Genomic DNA, 20,403 nt, shown 5'->3' with positions numbered 1-20,403 from the left:
CATTTGATTCTCGCGTTCAGATTCCGCTATCTGTCCGCGAGGCGGAAAAGCGATTGGGCAGCGACAATTCAATGAACCGAGAAGATTGGCAAAACCTTCCCCTGGGCAAGGAAACCCGCTATGAGTCGACCTACAACCCGGGGTTGTTGTACCCGATTCCGCGTGCGGTTTCCCGCGTGCAATTGGGCCTGGGCGACGAGCTGCCGTTTGTCGGTGAGGATGAGTGGTGGGGTTATGAACTGTCCTGGTTGAACCCGAAGGGTGTACCTCAAGTAGCGGTGGCCAGGTTCTCCTTCCCAGCCTCGAGCTCGCGGATGGTGGAATCCAAGTCATTCAAACTGTATCTCAATTCCTTTAACCAGACCGAGTTTGCGTCTTGGGATGCAGTGCGTGAAACGCTGGCAAAAGACCTGAGTGAGGTTTCGGGCGCTGCGGTCGAGGTTAACCTCTACAATGTAGAGGATGCGGTACTCGCGCCGGAGCCTCCGCGGGGCATCTGCCTGGACCGGCTGGATATAGAGACCCGCCGCTACCAGCCGGATGCCTCGATACTCAAACTGGCGGGCGGGGCGGAACCTGTTTCTGAGACACTATACAGCCACCTGCTGCGCAGCAACTGCCCGGTCACAGGTCAGCCGGATTGGGCGACGGTGAGTGTCGAGTACCAGGGGCCTGCGCTCCATCGGGAGGCGTTGCTGGCCTATATTATTTCCTTCCGTGAGCACCAGGACTTTCACGAGCATTGCGTTGAGCGCATTTTCTGCGATCTGCATCGATTGGCGGCCTTCGAGGCGCTGACTGTCAGTGCGCGGTATACCCGCCGCGGAGGGCTGGATATCAATCCCCTGCGCAGTACCATTGCCGGAAAACCATTACCGCCGAGGTTCGCGCGTCAGTAGATTCCTTGTCCCGTCGTCAGAATGGTCTTTAATGAAGGAGATAGTTCCTGATTCTGATGGAGCGGGAGGTGTTTATGATTGGTGCGGATGCGAGCGGCAAGACCATGACCGCACTCGGTATTCTGACGATAGTTCTGGGTGTGATCGCCTTGATGGCTCCGGTGATGACCGGCATTTCCGTGGCTATGTTTGTCGGTGTGCTGGTTCTGGTCGGAGGTATTTTTCGTTTGATCTGGGCGTTTCGGGCCGACAGCCTGGGCAAGGGAATTCTGGGGGTTCTCCTCGGAGTGTTGACGATAATCGCCGCGGTGGTATTGCTCAGCCATCCACTTTTGCTTGCCCGAACCCTAGTTATTCTTCTGGCGATTTATTTTATCGTCGATGGCGTTGTGGAGTTGATGGCCGGTTGGCGCGCCAGCGCGGAAAGCGGAAAAATGTGGTTGGTGCTGGGGGGGATTGTATCCATCCTCCTGGGCGTGATCCTTTGGATGCAGTCTCCACTCGCCGGCAGCTGGGTACTGGGAATTCTCTTCGGTATCAAGTTGATTTTTGTCGGGATTATTATGGTCTCGGGGCGTCGGCAGCAGGTAAGTGGATAGTGTATCCGGTTGACACTTTGGTACCGCGGTGGCACCTGATTCTGCCGGGACCGACAACCGAGATGTGGGGCGGGCGGCCTGGTAGCTGCTGTATGGAGAGCGTGCGCATGGCTGATTCATGAGCGTGGGCGTTGCCATTGGGTTCGCGGAGCTCGAGGGATATTTGCGCTGCGGCTCCGCATCCGGGCAAAAATTTACGCGAATGAATCAGCCGCTAAATAATGACCTTGCTTTTTAAGGTTGAGGCAGCTTTTTCCAGTGTTTGCAGTACGCGCTCTTTGTCGTAGTTTCGGATCTTATCCAGGTCCAGGTGCATGGAAAAGCCGGGGGCGTGGTCTTCGAGATAACTCTGTTGCCCGCCCAGGTTTTTGCGCAAATCGGTGACCTGGTACACCTTCACCGGAGAGCTGAAGCCTTTGACGGTAATATGGCCCTTGTCGCGGCACATCACTGAGTGCTTGATCATGGCCCAGGTCTCGTGGCTGATGAGAATTTCTCCCGGCTGTGCCGCGCCTTCGAGGCGCGCGGCAAGGTTCACATGGGTGCCCATCACTGTGTAGGACTGATAGTTGGCGGTACCGAAAATCCCCACAGTGCAGTAGCCGGTATTGATGCCCATACGCACCTGCAATGGCCGCGATATCCCTTTGTTGTACCACTCCTGTTTCATTTCGCGCACCCGCTTGCGCATGGCCAGAGCCATGGCTACACAGCGCAGTGCGTCGGACTTGGGCCCCTTGCTGTCATCGTCTCCGAATACCACCATCACCGCGTCGCCGATGAATTTGTCGATGGTGCCGCCGTACTGGCCTGCGATTCGGGCCATTTCCGACAGATAGTTGTTGAGTAGTTGGGTAAATGTTTCGGCTTCCAGCTCTTCGGTTAATTGGCTGAAGTCTTTGATATCGGAAAAGAATACCGTCAGCAGCTTGCGCTCGGTCACCAACTCGCCTTCGCGCCCGGTGGTCACAGCGCGCCACAGGCGCTGGGGTAGATACTTGGACAGCTTGTAGGTGCGCATTTTGCTGGTGCGCTGGTCTTGAATGAGGGTGTGGTTGGCTTCCTTGAGCTGGTTTATCTGTTTTCGGGTGTAGAGGGTATAGGCAAAAACGTAGGTGAACACTCCGATCAGGCTGGCGGCACTGACGGTCAGGTTCACACTGGTAGTAAAGGTGGGTTTGTGAATCAGGTAGCCGGCGGCCATGCCTGCCAGCAGACTGGTGTTTTGTTCAAGCCAGTGTCGCAGGCTGCCTTCGGTCAACGCTTTGAATTGAATCAACGCGGCGAGCATCAGCGAAGGCAGCAGATTAAAGTCCACCAAGTCGATAGCAACGCCGACCAGTGCGGCATCGGCGAAAGAGAGCAGCTGTTGAGTGCGGGAGGGGGACACACTGTCAGCACTGGCTTTAACGCTTATCTGGTAAGCGATAGCGGTATAGACCAGCAGTAGCACTGCCATACCGATGGGGATTAGCTTGTCGGGATTCCAGGTGGACGACCAGTTGACGGCGCTCGCCAGGGTGGCTGCCGCGACAAAACAAATCAAGGGGCGGAAGTAATGCAAATAGCGGGAGTCAATGGTCCGCCCTGAGTTTTCCCCGGATTGGTCCTGCATTGTTGTTGTAGCGTGTCCTTTTGAACAGAAATTGTACATATTTGAGGCGGCGCTCCTGCGGTGCGGATCGGTCTCGCGGGAAGCCGCCGTGACTGACTGCGGGGAAGTGTACTCCGCTAGGGCGAATAATGCGAAATATCTATGAAGTGACGCAAAGTTTGGAAGCGTTGGCTGTCTGGGGCAGGGGAGTGCAGTAGAATTCACTGCTCTCGCACTGACTGGAGAGTATCATGGACGCCCTGACGGCATTGCATAACCGAGTTTCCACGGGTCTTCTTACCGATCCTGCTCCCAATGAACAGCAGCGTAGGAATATATTCCGCGCCGCTCTGCGTGCGGCGGATCACGGTTGTCTTCGCCCCTGGCGCTTTCTCCTTATCGAAGGAGAGGCCCGGGAGCGGCTGGGAGAAATATTCCTGCGTGCCGCCGAGGGGGCCGGGGACGGCATGGATGAAGCCCAGAGGGCGCGCACCCTGGCCATGCCTCTGCGGGCGCCCCTGATTGTTGTCGCTGTCACCCGGTTGCAGGAGCATCCCAAGGTGCCTCACCTGGAACAGCGGATGTCCACGGCTGCGGCGGTGCAAGCAATGTTGACTGCGGCCTACGCGGAAGGTGTCGGTGCCTATTGGCGCACTGGGGCCCTGGCCTACAACCCCATTGTGGCAAAAGAGTTGGGCCTGGCGGAAAACGAGCGCATTGATGGTTTTCTCTACTGCGGGACACCGGTGAAACCTCCACGCCCGGCACCGCAGTTGGCGGTGGAAGAATATTTCTTTAACTGGGATGCATCATAAGACTTGCACACCAGCTCGTGTTTGTGTAGAGTGCGCGCTCGCTGAACGGGAGCTATGTTCCTGATTAGCAAAGCAATTTTTCTCTATGGCCAGTACGCGGTCGGCTTTTGGGAAGAAATGCGAATAGCGCAGGCGTGCGCCGCCGGACTCAAATCAGGCCGGCCAAGAACGCGACAATTCCTTCCGGTGAGGTGTCCGAGTGGTCGAAGGAGCACGCCTGGAAAGTGTGTATGTCGAAAGGCATCGAGGGTTCGAATCCCTCCCTCACCGCCACTTTGAAAAACCCGGCTTTCTGCCGGGTTTTTTTATGCCAGTCTATGCTTGACAGCGCCTAACTCAAGAAATCTTCCTGCCGCACGCGCCTGTCTGGGGGCTGATTGTCTCGCCCGGGGGGCTCTCTGTATTCAAGGTGAAGCAATCAGGGGTACCCTAATACTTTTCTCGGGATAAAAGGTTAAGTGTCATGGCAAAAGTGATGCGGCCACTGCTGTTCTTGCTGTTGTTTTTCTGTTCACTCTCTCAGGCCGCCGAGCAGCCGCTGGCGATCGTTATTCACGGTGGCGCCGGTACCATCGACAAGGGCGCCATGACCCCGGAGCGGGAACAAGCCTACCGCGATAAATTGCGCCAGGCATTGGACGCGGGCTTCGCAGTGCTTGAAGATGGCGGGACCAGTCTGGATGCGGTCACTGAGGCAATCACTCTGTTGGAGAATTCCCCCCTCTTTAATGCGGGAAGGGGTGCTGTTTACACCTATGACGGCCATCACGAGCTGGACGCCTCGATCATGGACGGCCGAACCCGTCAGGCTGGTGCTGTGGCCGGGGTCAGGCGTGTTGAAAACCCAATTCGTTTGGCGCGTCTGGTGATGGAACAGTCCCCCTTTGTGATGTTGTCCGGAGCGGGGGCTGAAGCTTTCGCCGAGTCTCAGGGGCTGCGATTGGTGGACAATCATCTCTTCGACAGCGAACACCGGTACCGGCAGTTGCAGAGGGCTAAGGAAAGGTTGGAGCGACAGCGGGGTGAAGATTACCGGGCCGCTGTGGAGGGGCTGCCGTCGCCTCTGCGCATGGGTACTGTCGGGGCTGTGGCTTTGGACAAGTTCGGCAATCTTGCCGCTGGCACTTCTACCGGCGGCATGACGGCCAAACGTTATGGCCGCATCGGGGATTCGCCGGTGATTGGTGCCGGTACCTTTGCCGATAATTCCTCCTGCGCTGTTTCCGCCACTGGTCACGGAGAGTACTTTATACGCTATAACGTGGCTGCCGATATCTGTGCGCGGGTGGGTTACCTGGGCAAGTCGGTTGTGCAGGCGGCGGATGAGGTTGTCCACCGGGTTCTACAGCGGGCCGGTGGTACCGGCGGGGTGATCGTGTTGGACGCCGCCGGGAATTTCGCCATGGTCTTCAATACCGAAGGAATGTACAGGGCTAGCCGCACCTCGGCTCAGCCCGCGCGGGTGGCTATATTCGAATAGGATGGGCGCGCCCAATCCATATGGCTTATCGATGACTGAGATGGAGTTCAATCATGGCAAAAAGCAGCAGGAAGAGACTAAACCGGAGGGAGATAGAGCGCTCGGTGCGACTTTTCTGGGGCGGAGTGCTACTGGCGGGCTTGTTCGCAGTTTTACTCATGCATGCCGCCCTGGCTTGAAATATTGCCCTGGAGAAGGGTGGCGCTCCCGGGTGGACTCGAACCACCAGTCCGGACTTAGGAGGTCCGTGGTTTATCCTGTTAACCGACGGGAGCGTAAGCCTATCTTTTTGGGCGGGGGAATGCCCACCGAGGCGTGCGGGCGGCTATTCTAACGGCTTGTCGCGCGTGTGTCATGCCGGTTATCTGCATCGCCCAGTTGGCCACCTTCCCCGGGTGGTAGGCAGTGGTGTTACTGCCGGTAACGTCAGTCGCCCGCTGGTTACATGGGGATACTTGTTTCGCTGTCAACAAATTGTCGAAAAACTGTCGAAAATTAGTCACTGTTCGGCGGTAATTTGCCGCCAGAGGCCGAATTTTGTGGGATGTTTTTGCGCGCCCGATTCGGCTTCGGAAACGGCGAAAAAAAACCTGGTTACAGCGGTAAAATTTTTCTTGACCAGGCTTGGCAGTGCTGGCTAATCTGCAACGGCACAACAAAAAAACACCGCAGGTTTTTCTGCTTTCGCAGATCGAGATTGTGGAGTTTCGTATGAGCGGCAACGTTAGCGGAAATGACTACGATTTTGATTACGAGGACCTTCCCCAAATAGCAAACGAGGTGCTTAGACAAGCCACGTCAAAGCCGCCTCGCGATGCCCGGCGAATGGTCGAGGATAAGTTGGAGGAAATGCGCCTTAGACGGGAGCTTATGGACTACGACTTCGACTTATAATATTGGAAAGGCGCCCTTAGGGGCGCCTTTCTGCGTTTTGGGCCGTGATGGGCTTATGTGTGGGCAATCCCCGGGTTGCTGTTGGAATCTATCCGGTTTCTTGAGCGGGGCAGGGGGAGTCCCTCGAAAATCCACAGGCGCGGCTGCAAATATTGGTGTGTGCAGCTAGCGGGTTACTCCGCGACTTAAGCTTTCCATCCGGGCGCAGGTTCTCGCTACCCTCCTGGTATGTATTGATCAGGGGGTGGCTACCTAATTTGTGGCGCTATCGAGTGTAGAAGCAGTGGGCGGCAGAGGCGCCACAGGAAACCGTCACTGCAAGCGTTGTTACTTGTCCGACAAGAAATCCCACTCTTGCGATTTCTTGTCGGGCGGCAATTGCGTGGATCTGGATGATCCGGTGAATTGTCGAGATACGGAAAGGGAAATTCGCAATGGCGGTTTCGGAACAGTTTACGGCCAGGATCTCCACTGAGCTGTCGGAGAGTGGGGACGCATTGACCATCCGAGTGACTGGAAATTTTGACTTCAATATACACCGCGATTTTCTGCGGGCTTACCAAGATTTGTCACCCGCGCCAAGGCGCTACTGTATAGACCTTTCGGAAACGCAGCATATGGACAGTGCGGCTCTAGGGATGCTGTTGCTGTTGCGCGACCACTGTATGCGTGAGTGTACCTATGCGGGAGAGTGCTGTATTGAGTTGAGAAACGCCAATACGGATGTATGTCGGCTTTTGGCAGTATCCAATTTTGATAAGCTGTTCACAATTTGCCCCGGACTTTAAATGTGTTCCTCCGTCAGGTGTGATCAGAAGGCGATGAATCCCAATGTCTGAGTAACCTGAAATCAGTAACGTATATTAGGTGAAATAATTAGAGGTGTTCAGGAGACGTATGGGCCGCCGTGGTAGAGCTGGCGGCCCGCTGCTGCGGAGAGTGGGTGTGGTCAGGGCTGCCCGGCCTGTTTTTCCCTGCCGAAAATCCGACTCAGCCATCCTTGTATCCGCTTCAACTTATACGAAAGGCGTCCATCTCTGGCTTTGCGTGCTTTGTCTGCCTCACTTGCCAGCCAGGCAACCTGGATCACCAGGCGCTCGCCTTCAAAGGGCAAGTGGCCGTGAAACGAATTTTCCGTCCGCTTGAAAGCTACCAGAGTGCCGTAGGTGGGTTTGATCTCCGGCACTACCATATCGTCATAGTCGTCGATTCGGTTCAGAAAGCGCAGGCAGCCGTTGCCGTCCACAGTCCACTCGGGATTTAAGTACAGCAAAGCGGTGGCTATTTTGGATTTGCCATCGGTGTGAATATTGCCATGACGCTTCTTTAGGAAGCGGCTGATAGAGACATAGGTAGGGTATTGAGACAGCTTGTCGATACCCAGGTTATCGCCGATGGTGTCTGCAAAGTCAGGAGCCACCAACTGCTCAATCAGTTTGTTAATGGCATCACCGCAATGGGCTTTTTCATAGGGCAGGTAGCCGGCACCCCGGAGCCGGGGAAAGTCCTCCAGTAGCTTCGGCAGCAGATCTCGGGATAAAACGTCTTTGCCGACAAAAAAGGGGAAAGGGGCTGATCTGACCAGAGTGTTCCCGTTAGTCAGAGTGGTGGGCTGCAGCCAGCTGCTGCGCTCGGTGGCGATGGTTGTCATTGTTATGCGTCCTCATTGCATGGCACTCCCCGGTTTCCTCAAGGAGTAGATCGCGAAAACATCACGAAATCCCCGGCCTTGGAGGTAGTTACCCTTTGACTGCGCATCACCGACACCGCAGTCCCTCGCGGCCGAAGGCGCCAACATAGCAAAGCCGGTACCCACTGCCAACCGCCCAAAGTGTGCACGTGAGCACCAAGTCCAATGCATTTGCTGCCGGTGCCGGTATAATGCCGCTCAGTTTTTCAGCAACACCGGCAACAGCGGACTATGCCCTCCAACTCACCCCATCTACTGCAAGTGCGCGATCTGTCCTGTGAAAGGGATGGTCGGGACCTGTTTGCGGGTCTCAGTTTTGACCTGGCTTCTGGTTGCGCGGTGCAAATTGAGGGCGCCAATGGCGCAGGTAAAACCTCCTTGCTGCGCACATTGATCGGTTCCGCCGCGGATTTTTCCGGTGAGATCCTCTGGAATGGTGAGTCGTACCCCAAAGCGTTGCCGAAGTTGCGCGAATCCCTGCTGTATATCGGTCACCGGGCCGGTGTTCGTGGTGGTTTGACGCCGCTGGAGAATCTGGCTTGGTACGGCGCCAGCCGAGATGCGGCCTATAGGGCACTGGAGCTGCTGGATCTCTACGGGTTTGAGGATACTCTGTGCCAGCAACTATCCGCCGGCCAGAACCGCCGTGTGGCACTGGCACGCCTGTTTTTGCCGGAGGCACCGCCGCTTTGGATACTCGATGAACCATTGGCGGCGCTCGATGTGGCGGGTGTTTCGTGTCTGCAGGGGCAGATGGCCTGTCACTTGAGCCGCGGTGGCAGCATTGTGTTTACCTCGCATCAGCCGGTGGGTCTGACACCGCTACAGAGTATTCAGTTGGCAGATTATGCAGCTGGGGATACGGTTGCCGGAGGTGTGTTTGTGGGAGGCGAGGATGTCCATGCTTGATGCGCCCACCGGCAGACGGGTTGCCCCGGGATTCGGGGTGCTGTTTAAAACGGAGTTGCTGCTGGCGCTGCGCCACCGGGCGGATATTGCCAACCCGCTGTTGTTTTTTGTCACAGTTCTCGCGCTGTTGCCGCTGGGGGTGGGGCCGGAGCCTGCGCTGCTGGCCAAGATGGCGTCGGGCATGATCTGGGTGATGGCGCTGCTGGCAACTTTGCTCTCTCAGGAGAGTCTGTTTCGAGGTGATTTTGAAAACGGTAGCCTGGAGCAGATGGCGCTGTCCCCGCAGCCCCTCTATTTCGCCGTGCTGGCAAAATCGATGGTGCACTGGATGGTGACCGGCCTCCCGCTGGCTCTGTTGTCGCCCCTGCTGGGATTGATGTTGAACCTGCCCGCAGCCGGCTACCTATGCCTGTTTTTTTCCCTGCTGCTGGGTAGTGCCAGTCTGAGTCTGGTCGGGGCCGTGGGTGCCGCTCTGACGGTGGCGCTGAGCCGCCCGGGCCTATTGTTGGCACTGATCGTTATGCCGCTCTATGTGCCCGTGTTAATCTTCGGCACCGGTGCGGTGCAGGCGGCAATCGATGGCTACGGCTACAGTGCGCAACTTGCGGTTCTGGCTGCTTATCTGGCCGCCGCGGCGGCGTTGGCGCCTTTAGCAGCCGCGGGCGCTATCCGTATCAGTACAGAGACTTGATGGAGGTCTTCTTGGCTTGGCAATGGTTTCACCGCTTGGGTTCGCCGCGCTGGTTTTATCAGAAAACCGGCGCCTGGCTGCCTTGGTTGGCGCTGGCAAGTGCAGTGTTGCTTGCTACCGGTGCAGTCTGGGGCCTGGGCTTTGCGCCCGAAGATGCCAAGCAGGGCAACAGTTACCGGATCATTTACATCCACGTGCCCGCCGCCTTCCTGGCCTTGGCCGGGTACTACATCATGGCAGTTGGCGGTGCCATTGGCCTGATTTGGAAGATGAAGCTGTCTTTCGCGGTGATGCGGGCGGCGGCACCTATTGGCGCGGTACTAACGTTTATCGCCCTGTTTACTGGAGCCCTGTGGGGTAAGCCGACCTGGGGTACTTATTGGGTGTGGGATGCGCGCATCACCTCGATGTTGATACTGCTGTTCCTCTATATCGGCGTCATTGCGCTGGGCCGTGCTTTTGCCCGGGAGCAGGTGGCGGATAAAGCGTGTGCGCTCTTGGCACTAGTGGGCACTGTGAATATCCCCATTATTTACAAGTCGGTGGACTGGTGGTTCACCCTGCATCAGCCGGCAACGATCCGGCTGACGAAAGCGAGCAGCATAGACCCGAGCATGTTTTACCCTCTGTTGACGATGATCGCCGGTTTTTACTGTTTTTATGCCTGGACATTGATCGCCCATACGCGCGTACTGCTGCTGCAGCGGGAGTGGCGCACCCAGTGGGTTCGGGAAGCACTGGTGGAGGAGAAGTAGGTGGAAAACAGCATGGAATTCCAGTTTGCCACGCTGGCGGATTTTCTGGCGATGGGGGGGCACGGTTCCTATGTATGGGCGTCCTATGCCGTCACAATTGCCGCGCTGTTGGCGCTGGCCATCTACCCGGCGCTGCGCCGCCGACAGCTGCGGCGTGAGCTCTTGCGCCAGCAGCGAATTGAGCGGCGCCGGCAGGTGAAGCGAACAGAGATAGCGGAACCTGCCTGATCGCTGTCTGTCCGTGGAATATCATGGGACGGAAAATTCGCCAGTTGGTGTTTTTCTGTTCCTGCCCTGAAAAGAATCCCTTTGTCAAATTTTCCGGAGCACAAACGAAACAATGCATCCAGCACGCAAACAGCGCCTGATCCTGGTGATCTTCCTGGTGGTTTTCTCCAGTGCCGCGGTCGGTTTCATCACCTATGCGATGCGCAACAATATGGATTATTTTTACGCGCCGAGCGCCTTTGCCGCGGGGGAGGTCCCCTTTGATAAACGTATCCGCGCGGGTGGCTGCGTGCTTCCCGGCAGCGTCAAGCGGGCGCCGGATAGTTTGGATGTGCGCTTTGCAATTACCGATGGAAAAGCAGAGCTGCAGGTGCTTTTCGATAAAATATTGCCGGACCTTTTTGCCGAGGGAGAGGCGGCGGTTGTGACTGGGCGTCTGTTACAGGACGGCACTCTGCGCGCGGACCAGGTGCTGGCCAAGCACGATGAGAATTACACGCCGCCCGAGGTGGCTGAATCCATGCATGACAAAGCCAGCTGTGCCGGTGGGGCGAAAATATGACTCCAGAATTGGGCCATTTTGCCTTGATCGCCGGGCTGTTGCTTTCCCTTGTGCTTGCCTCGGTGCCGATGGTCGGCAGCTATTCCGGGCGGGCGCTGTGGATGGCTGCGGGCAGACCGCTGTCGCTCGGCGTGCTGACTTTTGTCTTCATCGCATACATATGCCTGACCCTGGCTTTTGTGCAGAGCGATTTCACCGTCAATTATGTCGCCGAGAACTCCAACAGTATTCTCCCATTACATTACAAGTTCACAGCGGTATGGGGAGGGCATGAGGGATCGATTCTGTTGTGGCTGATGATCCTGGCGGGGTGGACTGCAGCGGTGGCGCTTTTCAGCCGGAGGCTGCCACTGGCACTGGTCGCAAAGGTGCTGTCGGTGATGGGGCTGGTGATGGTGGGGTTCTTTCTGTTTATCCTGATCACCTCCAATCCTTTTGAGCGCACCCTGCCTTTCCCGCCACTGGAGGGGAACGACTTGAATCCGCTGCTCCAGGACCCGGGGATGATTTTCCATCCGCCGCTGTTGTATATGGGGTATGTGGGTTTCTCGGTGGCTTTTGCATTTGCCATAGCCGCGTTGCTCAGTGGTCAATTGGATGCGGCCTGGGCCCGGTGGGTGCGGCCCTGGACTGCGGTGGCCTGGTGTTTCCTCACTCTGGGTATTGCCCTCGGTAGCTGGTGGGCATACTACGAGCTGGGCTGGGGCGGCTGGTGGTTTTGGGATCCAGTGGAGAATGCTTCATTTATGCCCTGGTTGGTGGGTACGGCGCTGATGCATTCTCTCGCGGTCACGGAAAAGCGTGGCCTGTTTAAAAATTGGACCATTTTGCTTGCAATTTTCACCTTCAGCCTGAGCCTGTTGGGAACCTTTCTGGTGCGCTCCGGTGTGCTCACTTCCGTGCATGCTTTTGCCACCGACCCCCTGCGTGGAGGCTTTATTCTCGCCTTTCTGGCGGTAGTAGTGGGTTTATCTCTGCTGTTGTTTGCTTTGCGTGCGCCCGCGGTCAGCGCGGTCAGCGTTTTTTCATTCCGCGCCCGTGAAACTTTCCTGCTCGGCAACAACGTCCTGTTGGTGTTGATCATGGGGGTAGTGCTGACCGGTACCCTTTACCCCCTGCTGGCCGATGCCTTGAACTGGGGCAAGATCAGTGTGGGGCCCCCGTTTTTTAATATGTTCTTCGTGCCGCTGATGGCGCTGGTATGTCTGCTGTTGGGGATGGGGGTTTATGCCAATTGGAAGGACAGCCGCTGGGACAAGCTTCTCGGTGCCTGGCGTTTGCCGCTGCTGGTCGCGGTCACCGCGGCATTGACTCTGCCGTTTGCGGCGGGCGGTTTCCACTGGGGCGCGGCTTTGGGCATTTTTGTCGGCGTATGGGTTGTCGCTGCCAGTTTGGCCGATATTCTCGCCAAGACCCGTCATGCGGCAACACTGGCTGCCGGTCTCAGGCGACAGCGCATCAGTTTTTACGGTATGCATTTGGCGCATATTGGCTTGGCGGTATCCGTGTTGGGCGTGGCTTTGACCACTATCTACAGTGTTGAAAAGGATTTGCGCATGGGGCCTGGCGACACCCACAGTGTGGCCGGCTACGATTTCCGGTTCGACGGTGTGCGCAAGGTACAGGGGCCAAATTTCAGTGCATTTGAGGGCATAGTGTCCGTCAGCAGGCGCGGGCGGGCGGTGGCGGAACTGTACCCGCAGAAGCGCAACTACTTCTCCGGCGGCAGTACCATGACCGAGGCGGCTATCGATTCGGGGCTGTTCCGGGATATTTATGTCGCCCTCGGCGAGCCGCTGGAGGAAAACAACCCCAATGGCGACTGGGCTGTGCGGCTGCAGTACAAAGCATTTGTAGTCTGGATTTGGCTCGGAGCGGTGCTGATGAGTGTGGGAGGAGGTCTGGCGGTTGCCGACAAGCGTTACCGCAAGGCAAAAGCGGTTCGGGAGCTAGCCGCCGGCCCCGCCGTGACTGCATAAGGGGAAGCAAGCGATATGGCAAGGTTAAAGCTGTTTTTGCCGTTGATGATTTTTGCCGCGCTGGCACTGCTGTTTTGGCGTGGTTTGTATTTGAATCCGCAAAAACTGCCTTCTGAGCTATTGGATAAGCCAGTGCCGGAGTTTTCGTTGCCCAAAGTGCGCAACGAAGCGGAAATAATGGAGAGGAAGGATCTGCCTTCGCAACCCTATCTGCTGAATGTCTGGGCCACCTGGTGTCCCCCTTGTCGCGTCGAACATCCGTATTTGAACAAGTTGGCGCAGGACGGAGTGCCGATTATTGGCGTCAACCTGAGGGACGATCCGGCGGATGTCGAGAAGTGGCTGGATACTATGCACGATCCTTACCGCTTCAGTGTCGCCGATAGGGAAGGGCGGCTCTACCTGGACTTGGGAGCGACCGGTGCGCCGGAAACTTTTTTGGTGGATGCCGAAGGTGTTATTCGCTGCAGACATGTAAGTGTTGTGGATGAGCGGGTATGGTTGACCAAACTAAAACCACTGTACGAGAGATTGCAAGAACAACCCTGGGACGATTTCGCCAGTGAGCTACCGGATTCCCTGCTCGACAGTTGTCGCTGAGACGGAAGAAAAAAAGAGCCGCTTTATTTGCTGGCTGGGGCCGGTTGAGGATAAGGCAGATTTTCAACAGCAGTTGAATGTAGTGCGCACCCAATATCCGGATGCGACACATCATTGCACCGCGCTTGTCATCGGGAATCCCGCCAACCCGGAGGTGATGCTGTCCGATGATGATGGAGAACCCGGCGGCAGTGCTGGGCGGCCGATGCTTGAATTGCTGTTAAAACAGGAAATCGGCAATGTCGGAGCCATAGTTACTCGTTATTTTGGTGGTACCAAATTGGGTGTCGGAGGGTTGATGCGCGCCTATCGTGGCGCAGTCGGGGCGGCGTTACAGTCGGTTGAGCTGACAACGTTTATTCCCTTGCGACAGGTGAGTGTGACTTGCGACTTTGCGCAAGAATCCCGTCTACGTTTTCTCGCCGACCAGTATGGCGGTAAATGCATTGATGCCGTTTACAGTGAAAAGGTGACGGTGCAAATAGAGCTGCCGGAAGATCGCCTGGCAGCGTTTCGGAAGCAGCTGGTGGCGGAAGGGTTGCATATCTCAATGGCAGAGGAGTGACGCATTTCCTTTGAGGTCGGATTAATTTCGCGACCTCTGGTCACTGGCTGTCAGCTTTAGGCCTGGTGGAAAATCATTTGGTAAAACGAAAAAGGCTCACACTATTGTGTGAGCCTTTTGAAAAATGGCGGACCGGACGGGACTCGAACCCGCGACCTCCGGCGTGACAGGCCGGCATTCTAACCAGCTGAACTACCGGTCCGCATTTTTTCCAACCCCCGCCTAGCGAGAGAGGAAAATGGTGGGTGGTACAGGGGTCGAACCTGTGACCTACGGCTTGTAAGGCCGTCGCTCTCCCAACTGAGCTAACCACCCCGCGTCAGGAGCTGCGTATCTTAATGAAAAATTTTGCCGCGTCAACGCTTTCGGAAAATTTTTTTTGTCTTTCAATGAGTTAAGGAATCTCTGATGAAGTTGCTTCGAAGCGTTCAAGATACTTTGAGGTCTGTTGATAGGCCCGGGTGACGGGGAGGGTATGTGGAAGCCCACTGCAGCAACGGCCCTTTATGAATTAATCACAGGTTGCTGAGGTGGCTCGGAAAAATTTGCCTGGGTGCTGCGGCTGGCGCCTCCTGTCACATGCATATTTTATCCTCGAGCGGGCGCGGATAGTGGCCGCTGCTGGAAAACTGTCAGTGATCGCGGCGGCGTTGCTATAATCGCGCGAAATTCCGGCGGAACGACGATTGTGAGAGAACCCCTGATCCAGAGAGGCTGGCTGGCCCGAGTTTTAGAAATCCTGTGTGCCTTGAGTTTGTCCACGGCGGCGTTGGCAGCGGTGGAGGCGGAGCAGTTGTCCACGCCGGAGTTGCAGGCGCGTTACGAGGTATTGATCGAAGAATTGCGCTGCCCTAAGTGCCAAAATCAGAATCTGGCGGATTCCGATGCACTGGTGGCAAAAGACTTGCGCCGGGAGATTCGACGCCTGTTGGAGGAAGGGTTTACTGACGGAGAAGTAACGGACTATATGGTGGCGCGCTATGGGGATTTTGTGCTCTACCGGCCGCCCCTGCAGCGCAATACACTGGCTCTGTGGTTGGCGCCGGGAATTTTTGGCGCCATCGGGCTGCTGGCGCTGATCGTTATCGTTTTGCGCTCGCGCACCGGCGTGGAGGGTGGTCAGCAGGATGCCGGAGGTGCTTTGACAGAGGGTGAACGGCAGCGGCTACGGCAGTTGCTGGGAGATGATTTCGATGAATCGGCCGGCAGCGGGGCAGACAAAAAATGATTGGACTCTGGTTTGGTGTGGCGTTGCTGGCGCTGTTGCTGGCCTGCGTGATTCTGTGGTCGGTCTTGCGCGGTGCGGGCAAGGGGGAGGAGGTGGACAAGCGCACTGCTCTGGCGGCCCTCTACCGCGAGCAGCGGGCAGAGCTGCGGGCTTCTCTGGACAGCGGTGCCATCGATAAAGAACAGTATGCGCAGTTGGAAGCGGAGATGGCGCGCAACCTGTTGGCCGCCGGGCAGTCCGCATCCGGCCTTGCCGAATCCGACCGAGGGCGCGGTCTACTGTTTGCCTTGGTGCTGATTGTGCCGTTGGTGGCAGTGGGACTGTACCGTTGGTCCGGCAATGCCGGCGACCTGTCGCTCTACCGGGATATGCTCGCAGCTCAGAAAGGCTCGCCCAGTGCAGAGAATCAGGCGAGCATCATTGCCCGGCTGAAGGCGCGAGCCGAGCGTCATCCGGACGATCTGACCGGGCGCTATGTGTTGGCGCAGTGGTTGCTGGCGGAAGGGGACTTGCAAGGAGCGGTGGAGTCTTACCGCTATGTGGTGGAGCGCGAGCCACAGGCGGTGGTCGTCAAGGCCGAGCTGGCGCAGGCCCTGTTTTTTGCTAACGGATCCCGCATCGACGGCGAGGTGCGCGGCTTGGTGCGCCAGGTGCTGGATGTGCAGCCGGACAACGGCACGGCACTGGGGTTGGCGGGGATCGAGGCGTTTGAACGCGGAGATTTTCGCATGGCGAGGCAGCATTGGCAGCGTGCCCTGAATCAGCTGCCAGCGGAATCTGCCGCTGCCCAGGCGTTGGCCGCCGGTGTGGCCCGGGCTGAACGGGCGCTGGCGGATAGTGGCGAGCCCATGGTGCCGGTTGGATCTGAAAGCGATTCGGTGGCGGGCCCTGCGATTCACGTGCGGGTAAACCTGGCGGAGGGCGTTTCCGCGGAGCCGTCGACGCCGGTATTTGTCTATGCTCGCGGCGCTGACAGCCCTATGCCGCTCGCAATTGTACGCCTTTCAGCCGGTCAGTTGCCCGCGGAAGTGGTACTGGATGAGTCCCGCGCGATGATGCCGGGGCGCTCCATTGCCAATGTCGACACGGTGCAGCTGGTGGCACGCCTGGCAGTAAATGGCGATGCACGCCCAGCACCGGGAGACTGGCAGGGCAGCATTGAAACACTGCCGAAGTCGGCCTGGGGTGATCCGGTCGCTATTACTATCGACTCGGAACTCTAAGCGCTCAATAGCGAGGTAGGAGGCCCTGGGTGGTTTCCAACGCACTTTGCGTGAAACGTGCAGCGATGCGCTTTTGGTCCGATAAATTTCCGCTGAAACCCCCGCCGCCGCCATGTACAATTAGCGGTTTGGCGAGCCGCTGCCTGACGGCATAAAACAAATACCGAGTTAACAATTACATGCGTCTGAAGTGCATCAAGCTTGCGGGTTTCAAGTCTTTTGTTGACCCGACCACTGTTTATTTCCCGTCGAATCTGAGTGCCGTGGTCGGCCCCAATGGTTGCGGCAAGTCCAACACCATCGATGCGGTGCGTTGGGTTATGGGGGAGTCGTCGGCCAAAAACCTGCGCGGCGACTCCATGACCGATGTGATATTCAATGGCTCCAGTGGCCGTAAGCCGGTGGGACAGGCCTCAATCGAGTTGGTGTTCGACAACTCCGACGGCAAGCTCACAGGACCCTACGCCGGTTTTGCCGAGATTTCGGTCAAACGCAAGGTAACCCGCGATGGTCAGAACAGCTACTACCTGAACGGCGACAAGTGTCGCCGCCGCGATGTGACCGACCTCTTTCTGGGGACGGGCCTGGGGCCGCGCAGCTACGCCATTATCGAACAGGGCATGATCTCCAAGCTGATTGAGGCCAAGCCCGAGGAACTGCGCGTATACATCGAAGAGGCCGCCGGTATCTCCAAATACAAGGAGCGTCGCCGCGACACTGAAAATCGTATGCGCCGAACCAAGGAGAACCTGGAGCGCCTTACGGATATCCGCGACGAGTTGGACCGGCAGCTGGCGCGCCTGGAGCGCCAGGCTGCAGCTGCGGAAAAGTACAGCCGGTTCAAGGAGGAAGAGCGCGCCCATAAAGCGCACTTGCAGGCACTCAAATACCGCGATCTGGACGATCAGTCCAAGGCCAAGCAGCAGCAGATATCTGAATTGGAACTGACGGTTGAAGAACTCGTCACCCGCCAAGTCAGTTGCGATACAGAGATAGAGCAGAAGCGCGTCGGCTACCACGAACTGTCCGATGGCTTCAATGAAGTGCAGGGCCGGTTTTACGCCGTCGGCGCCGATATCGCGCGTCTGGAGCAAAGTATTGCCCACGCGCGCGAGCGCAGCAGCCGACTGCAGTCGGACTTGGCGCAGACCGAGCAGGAATTCCGCGAGGCGGAAACGGCCCTGGAGGCGGACAGAGAGAAAAGCGCCCAATTCGAGGCCGAGCTGGAAATGGTCACGCCGGATCTGGAACTGGCTCAGGCGGCTGAGGAGGAGTCGGCGCAGAAGCTGCTCGCCGCGGAAGATGCGATGCGCGAATGGCAAAACGAGTGGGACCAGTTCAACCAGGGCGCTTCCGGCTCTCGCCAGAAAGCCGAGGTACAGCAGTCTCGCATACAGCATCTGGAAACTTCCCGCCAGCGTTTGCAGGAACGTATCAACAAACTGCAGGCGGAGCAGGCCGGGCTGCAGAGCAGTGGTGACGACGGTGAGACGGAACAGCTCAGAGAGCAGCTGGCGGAGTTGGAGCTGCAGACTGGCGAACGCCGCGAAGCGGTGGCAGAAAAGAACGAAGCTCTGACAGAACTCCGCACGCGCGAGCGCGAGATCGCCGCGGAACTGGACCAGCTGCGCCTGCAGCTGCAGACCAGTCGAGGTCGTCAAGCCTCTCTGGAAGCTTTGCAGCAGGCGGCACTGGGACAGGGCCGGGCCGTGGAAAACTGGTTGCAGCAGCAGGCCCTGGCGGACAGGCCGCGTCTGGCGGACCAGATCAGCGCCCAACCCGGCTGGGAAAAGGCGGTAGAGACGGTGCTGGGGCCCCAGGTGCAGGCGGTGTGCGTCGATCAACTGGAAAGTGTGTCCGAAGGGATTGCCGCTCTCGAAAGCGGACAGGCGGTATTTGTCGATGAGTATCGGGTGAGCGAAGCCCCGCGTGGAAACCTGCCGGCCCTGGCGGATGTGGTTGAAGGTCCCGCTTCACTGGCCGGCCTGCTCGCTGGAATTTATACCGCGGAAGATCTGACCGCGGCGTTGGCGGTTCGAGCACAGCTCAAGGCCCACGAATCCATCGTTACCCGCGATGGGCTCTGGCTCGGCCCCAACTGGTTGAGAGTCAGCCGGGCCTCCGATGCTGAATCCGGGGTACTGGCGCGCAAGCAGGAGCTGGAGGAGCTGGAGCGCGCGATTACCGCCACCGAGGAGCAGATCGAAACTCTGTCCGAACAGCGTGAAACCTTGCGCTTGAAAGTGGCTGAACTGGAGCGGGAGATAGAACAAGCGCGCGGCGAATTGGAGCAGCTGGGCCGCCGGGAAGCGGAGCTGCGCAGTCAACTGTCCGCCCACCGCGCCCGCGCCGAACAGATGAATGAGCGCCGCACCCGCGTGGAGCAGGAAATCGTCGAAGTGCGCGAACAGCTGGAGCTGGAGGGGGAGTCCCTGTCCGAGGCGCGGCTGTTGCTGCAGGAGGCCGTGGAGGCCATGAGCGTTGACACCGACCGCCGCGAAGCACTGCTGGCGCGTCGCGACGAGCTGCGCGAGGCCCTGGAAGCGGCGCGAACCCGCGCCCGCGAAGACAAGGATCGCGCCCATGAGCTCGCTATGCGCGAGCAGTCGGTACGCACCCAGATGATGTCCTTGGAACGCACCCTGCAAGTGATGCGCGAACAGCTTGAGCGGCTGCGCAGCCGCCGCGAACTGTTGCAGGAGCAAATGGCGGAAAGCCAGGACCCATCTCAGGATTTCCAGGCGGAGCTGGAAGAGAAGCTCGCCGAGCGGATGGAGGTGGAAGCGGAACTCGCCGACGCGCGCAAGAAACTGGAGGAAGTGGAGAGTGGGCTGCGTGAGCTGGAGCAGGAGCGCCACAAGGTGGAGTCCGCTCTGCAGGGCGTGCGCGCCCAGTTGGAGCAAGAGCGTCTGGCGGCGCAGACCCTCGAAGTACAGCGCAACGGACTTGTAGAACAGTTGCACGAAACCGGTCACGAAGTGGAGCAGATCCTGGCGGAACTCCCAGGCGACCTGACCATCTCACAGGTGCAGGAGGAACTGGAGTTAGTCGCCGCCCGCATCTCGCGCCTGGGGGCGATCAACCTGGCGGCCATCGATGAATACAAGCAGGAGTCCGAGCGCAAAAGCTATCTGGACCGCCAGTACAGTGATCTGACAGAGGCGCTGGAAACTCTGGAAAATGCCATCAAAAAAATTGACCGAGAGACCCGCACCCGCTTCAAGGAAACCTTCGATCAGGTCAACGCCGGTCTGCAGGAGCTCTTTCCCAAGGTGTTTGGCGGCGGTCACGCCTATCTGGAACTCACGGGCGAAGATCTGCTGGATACCGGTATCGCGATTATGGCGCGCCCGCCGGGCAAGCGGAACAGTACTATTCACCTTTTGTCTGGCGGAGAGAAGGCGCTCACAGCCATCGCGTTGGTGTTTTCTATATTCAGACTCAACCCGGCGCCTTTCTGCATGCTTGACGAAGTGGATGCGCCGCTCGACGATGCCAACGTGGGCCGCTATGCGCGCATGGTTAAAGAAATGTCAGAGTATGTGCAATTCATCTACATTACCCATAACAAAATTGCCATGGAGATGGCCGACCAGCTGTTGGGGGTAACCATGCACGAACCGGGTGTGTCGCGCCTGGTATCCGTGAATGTGGAAGAAGCGGCCGAACTGGCGTCCGCATGAGGGGCGTAA

Annotated in this window: 19 protein-coding genes and 4 tRNA genes; 18 read left to right on the top strand and 5 right to left on the bottom strand. The window is 57.8% G+C overall.

Annotated elements, in window-relative coordinates; translation table 11 throughout:
* Positions 1-71 precede the first annotated feature (71 nt).
* Together queF and A3224_RS09520 are read left to right on the top strand one after the other, a co-directional pair.
* On the top strand, positions 72-899 hold the full coding sequence (queF, locus tag A3224_RS09525) for an NADPH-dependent 7-cyano-7-deazaguanine reductase QueF (protein WP_067153756.1): 828 nt from the start codon (positions 72-74) through the stop codon (positions 897-899).
* A 74-nt stretch (positions 900-973) separates the two neighbouring features.
* The gene (locus tag A3224_RS09520; protein WP_197462967.1) at positions 974-1,498 is read left to right on the top strand and encodes an HdeD family acid-resistance protein; all 525 of its coding nucleotides are present in this window, start codon (positions 974-976) and stop codon (positions 1,496-1,498) included.
* A gap of 214 nt (positions 1,499-1,712) precedes the next feature.
* On the opposite strand, the gene A3224_RS09515 is transcribed toward A3224_RS09520, so the two are convergent.
* Positions 1,713-3,113 (bottom strand): adenylate/guanylate cyclase domain-containing protein, encoded by a 1,401-nt coding sequence (locus tag A3224_RS09515; protein ID WP_067153751.1) that lies wholly within the window; start codon positions 3,111-3,113, stop codon positions 1,713-1,715.
* A gap of 230 nt (positions 3,114-3,343) precedes the next feature.
* Here A3224_RS09515 and A3224_RS09510 point away from each other — a divergent pair, with 230 nt between their 5' ends.
* The 3 genes from A3224_RS09510 to A3224_RS09500 all read left to right on the top strand — a co-directional run bounded on the left by A3224_RS09510 (position 3,344) and on the right by A3224_RS09500 (position 5,387).
* Positions 3,344-3,907, top strand: coding sequence for a nitroreductase family protein (locus A3224_RS09510; RefSeq protein ID WP_067153748.1), 564 nt, complete (start codon positions 3,344-3,346; stop codon positions 3,905-3,907).
* Between the two features lie 185 nt (positions 3,908-4,092).
* Positions 4,093-4,180: transfer RNA gene (locus tag A3224_RS09505), tRNA-Ser, on the top strand.
* A gap of 190 nt (positions 4,181-4,370) precedes the next feature.
* A complete protein-coding gene (locus A3224_RS09500; protein WP_139223132.1) occupies positions 4,371-5,387 on the top strand; it encodes an isoaspartyl peptidase/L-asparaginase family protein in 1,017 nt (338 codons plus the stop codon).
* 199 nt (positions 5,388-5,586) lie between these two features.
* Here A3224_RS09500 and A3224_RS09495 read toward each other — a convergent pair.
* A tRNA-Arg gene (locus A3224_RS09495) sits at positions 5,587-5,662 on the bottom strand.
* Between the two features lie 355 nt (positions 5,663-6,017).
* On the opposite strand from A3224_RS09495, the gene A3224_RS09490 reads away from it, so the two are divergent.
* Both A3224_RS09490 and A3224_RS09485 read left to right on the top strand, forming a co-directional pair.
* Positions 6,018-6,281, top strand: a complete 264-nt coding sequence (locus A3224_RS09490; RefSeq protein WP_074901254.1) for a PA3496 family putative envelope integrity protein — start codon at positions 6,018-6,020, stop codon at positions 6,279-6,281.
* A gap of 434 nt (positions 6,282-6,715) precedes the next feature.
* Positions 6,716-7,069 carry an STAS domain-containing protein gene (locus A3224_RS09485; protein WP_067153742.1) on the top strand — a complete coding sequence of 118 codons (354 nt, stop codon included), beginning with the start codon at positions 6,716-6,718 and terminating at the stop codon, positions 7,067-7,069.
* Between the two features lie 161 nt (positions 7,070-7,230).
* On the opposite strand, the gene A3224_RS09480 is transcribed toward A3224_RS09485, so the two are convergent.
* On the bottom strand, positions 7,231-7,932 hold the full coding sequence (locus A3224_RS09480) for a 2OG-Fe(II) oxygenase (protein WP_067153739.1): 702 nt from the start codon (positions 7,930-7,932) through the stop codon (positions 7,231-7,233).
* Positions 7,933-8,202: 270 nt separating this feature from the next.
* Here A3224_RS09480 and ccmA point away from each other — a divergent pair, with 270 nt between their 5' ends.
* The 8 genes from ccmA (at position 8,203) to A3224_RS09440 (ending at position 14,260) form a co-directional block, all read left to right on the top strand.
* Positions 8,203-8,880, top strand: a complete 678-nt coding sequence (ccmA, locus tag A3224_RS09475; RefSeq protein ID WP_067153736.1) for a cytochrome c biogenesis heme-transporting ATPase CcmA — start codon at positions 8,203-8,205, stop codon at positions 8,878-8,880.
* Positions 8,867-9,571: a heme exporter protein CcmB gene (gene ccmB, locus A3224_RS09470; RefSeq protein ID WP_082817465.1), complete on the top strand. Its 705-nt coding sequence runs from the start codon at positions 8,867-8,869 to the stop codon at positions 9,569-9,571. Before ccmA ends, ccmB begins: the two co-directional genes overlap by 14 nt.
* 11 nt (positions 9,572-9,582) lie before the next feature.
* A complete protein-coding gene (locus tag A3224_RS09465) occupies positions 9,583-10,326 on the top strand; it encodes a heme ABC transporter permease (RefSeq protein WP_067157775.1) in 744 nt (247 codons plus the stop codon).
* The gene (ccmD, locus tag A3224_RS09460) at positions 10,327-10,554 is read left to right on the top strand and encodes a heme exporter protein CcmD (RefSeq protein ID WP_231902343.1); all 228 of its coding nucleotides are present in this window, start codon (positions 10,327-10,329) and stop codon (positions 10,552-10,554) included.
* Between the two features lie 112 nt (positions 10,555-10,666).
* On the top strand, positions 10,667-11,116 hold the full coding sequence (gene ccmE / locus A3224_RS09455; protein ID WP_067153733.1) for a cytochrome c maturation protein CcmE: 450 nt from the start codon (positions 10,667-10,669) through the stop codon (positions 11,114-11,116).
* Positions 11,113-13,095 carry a heme lyase CcmF/NrfE family subunit gene (locus tag A3224_RS09450; RefSeq protein ID WP_067153730.1) on the top strand — a complete coding sequence of 661 codons (1,983 nt, stop codon included), beginning with the start codon at positions 11,113-11,115 and terminating at the stop codon, positions 13,093-13,095. The genes ccmE and A3224_RS09450 overlap by 4 nt, the downstream gene beginning before the upstream one ends.
* A 15-nt stretch (positions 13,096-13,110) precedes the next feature.
* Positions 13,111-13,695, top strand: coding sequence for a DsbE family thiol:disulfide interchange protein (locus tag A3224_RS09445; protein ID WP_067153727.1), 585 nt, complete (start codon positions 13,111-13,113; stop codon positions 13,693-13,695).
* Positions 13,658-14,260, top strand: a complete 603-nt coding sequence (locus A3224_RS09440; RefSeq protein WP_231902342.1) for a YigZ family protein — start codon at positions 13,658-13,660, stop codon at positions 14,258-14,260. Before A3224_RS09445 ends, A3224_RS09440 begins: the two co-directional genes overlap by 38 nt.
* A gap of 125 nt (positions 14,261-14,385) precedes the next feature.
* Here A3224_RS09440 and A3224_RS09435 read toward each other — a convergent pair.
* Together A3224_RS09435 and A3224_RS09430 are read right to left on the bottom strand one after the other, a co-directional pair.
* Positions 14,386-14,462 (bottom strand) — tRNA-Asp (locus A3224_RS09435).
* A gap of 37 nt (positions 14,463-14,499) precedes the next feature.
* Positions 14,500-14,575 (bottom strand) — tRNA-Val (locus A3224_RS09430).
* A gap of 373 nt (positions 14,576-14,948) precedes the next feature.
* Here A3224_RS09430 and A3224_RS09425 point away from each other — a divergent pair.
* From A3224_RS09425 to smc, 3 genes are all read left to right on the top strand, one after another.
* A complete protein-coding gene (locus A3224_RS09425; RefSeq protein ID WP_231902341.1) occupies positions 14,949-15,488 on the top strand; it encodes a cytochrome c-type biogenesis protein in 540 nt (179 codons plus the stop codon).
* A complete protein-coding gene (gene ccmI / locus A3224_RS09420; RefSeq protein WP_067153724.1) occupies positions 15,485-16,711 on the top strand; it encodes a c-type cytochrome biogenesis protein CcmI in 1,227 nt (408 codons plus the stop codon). Before A3224_RS09425 ends, ccmI begins: the two co-directional genes overlap by 4 nt.
* Before the next feature lie 179 nt (positions 16,712-16,890).
* On the top strand, positions 16,891-20,394 hold the full coding sequence (gene smc, locus A3224_RS09415; protein ID WP_067153721.1) for a chromosome segregation protein SMC: 3,504 nt from the start codon (positions 16,891-16,893) through the stop codon (positions 20,392-20,394).
* Positions 20,395-20,403: the final 9 nt, after the last annotated feature.

The organism is Microbulbifer thermotolerans (genome assembly GCF_001617625.1).
Taxonomy (GTDB): domain Bacteria; phylum Pseudomonadota; class Gammaproteobacteria; order Pseudomonadales; family Cellvibrionaceae; genus Microbulbifer; species Microbulbifer thermotolerans.
The sequence above is the reverse complement of the archived record's forward strand: the minus strand, read 5'-3'. Positions and strand labels throughout refer to the sequence as shown.

What these genes read in the sequence shown, in the direction of transcription:
- queF (WP_067153756.1), top strand. Translation starts at nt 72, where the DNA reads ATGAACCGAGAAGATTGGCAAAACCTTCCCCTGGGCAAGGAAACCCGC.
- A3224_RS09520 (WP_197462967.1), top strand. Translation starts at nt 974, where the DNA reads ATGATTGGTGCGGATGCGAGCGGCAAGACCATGACCGCACTCGGTATT.
- A3224_RS09515 (WP_067153751.1), bottom strand. Translation starts at nt 3,113, where the DNA reads ATGCAGGACCAATCCGGGGAAAACTCAGGGCGGACCATTGACTCCCGC.
- A3224_RS09510 (WP_067153748.1), top strand. Translation starts at nt 3,344, where the DNA reads ATGGACGCCCTGACGGCATTGCATAACCGAGTTTCCACGGGTCTTCTT.
- A3224_RS09500 (WP_139223132.1), top strand. Translation starts at nt 4,371, where the DNA reads ATGGCAAAAGTGATGCGGCCACTGCTGTTCTTGCTGTTGTTTTTCTGT.
- A3224_RS09485 (WP_067153742.1), top strand. Translation starts at nt 6,716, where the DNA reads ATGGCGGTTTCGGAACAGTTTACGGCCAGGATCTCCACTGAGCTGTCG.
- A3224_RS09480 (WP_067153739.1), bottom strand. Translation starts at nt 7,932, where the DNA reads ATGACAACCATCGCCACCGAGCGCAGCAGCTGGCTGCAGCCCACCACT.
- ccmA (WP_067153736.1), top strand. Translation starts at nt 8,203, where the DNA reads ATGCCCTCCAACTCACCCCATCTACTGCAAGTGCGCGATCTGTCCTGT.
- ccmB (WP_082817465.1), top strand. Translation starts at nt 8,867, where the DNA reads ATGTCCATGCTTGATGCGCCCACCGGCAGACGGGTTGCCCCGGGATTC.
- ccmE (WP_067153733.1), top strand. Translation starts at nt 10,667, where the DNA reads ATGCATCCAGCACGCAAACAGCGCCTGATCCTGGTGATCTTCCTGGTG.
- A3224_RS09450 (WP_067153730.1), top strand. Translation starts at nt 11,113, where the DNA reads ATGACTCCAGAATTGGGCCATTTTGCCTTGATCGCCGGGCTGTTGCTT.
- A3224_RS09445 (WP_067153727.1), top strand. Translation starts at nt 13,111, where the DNA reads ATGGCAAGGTTAAAGCTGTTTTTGCCGTTGATGATTTTTGCCGCGCTG.
- ccmI (WP_067153724.1), top strand. Translation starts at nt 15,485, where the DNA reads ATGATTGGACTCTGGTTTGGTGTGGCGTTGCTGGCGCTGTTGCTGGCC.
- smc (WP_067153721.1), top strand. Translation starts at nt 16,891, where the DNA reads ATGCGTCTGAAGTGCATCAAGCTTGCGGGTTTCAAGTCTTTTGTTGAC.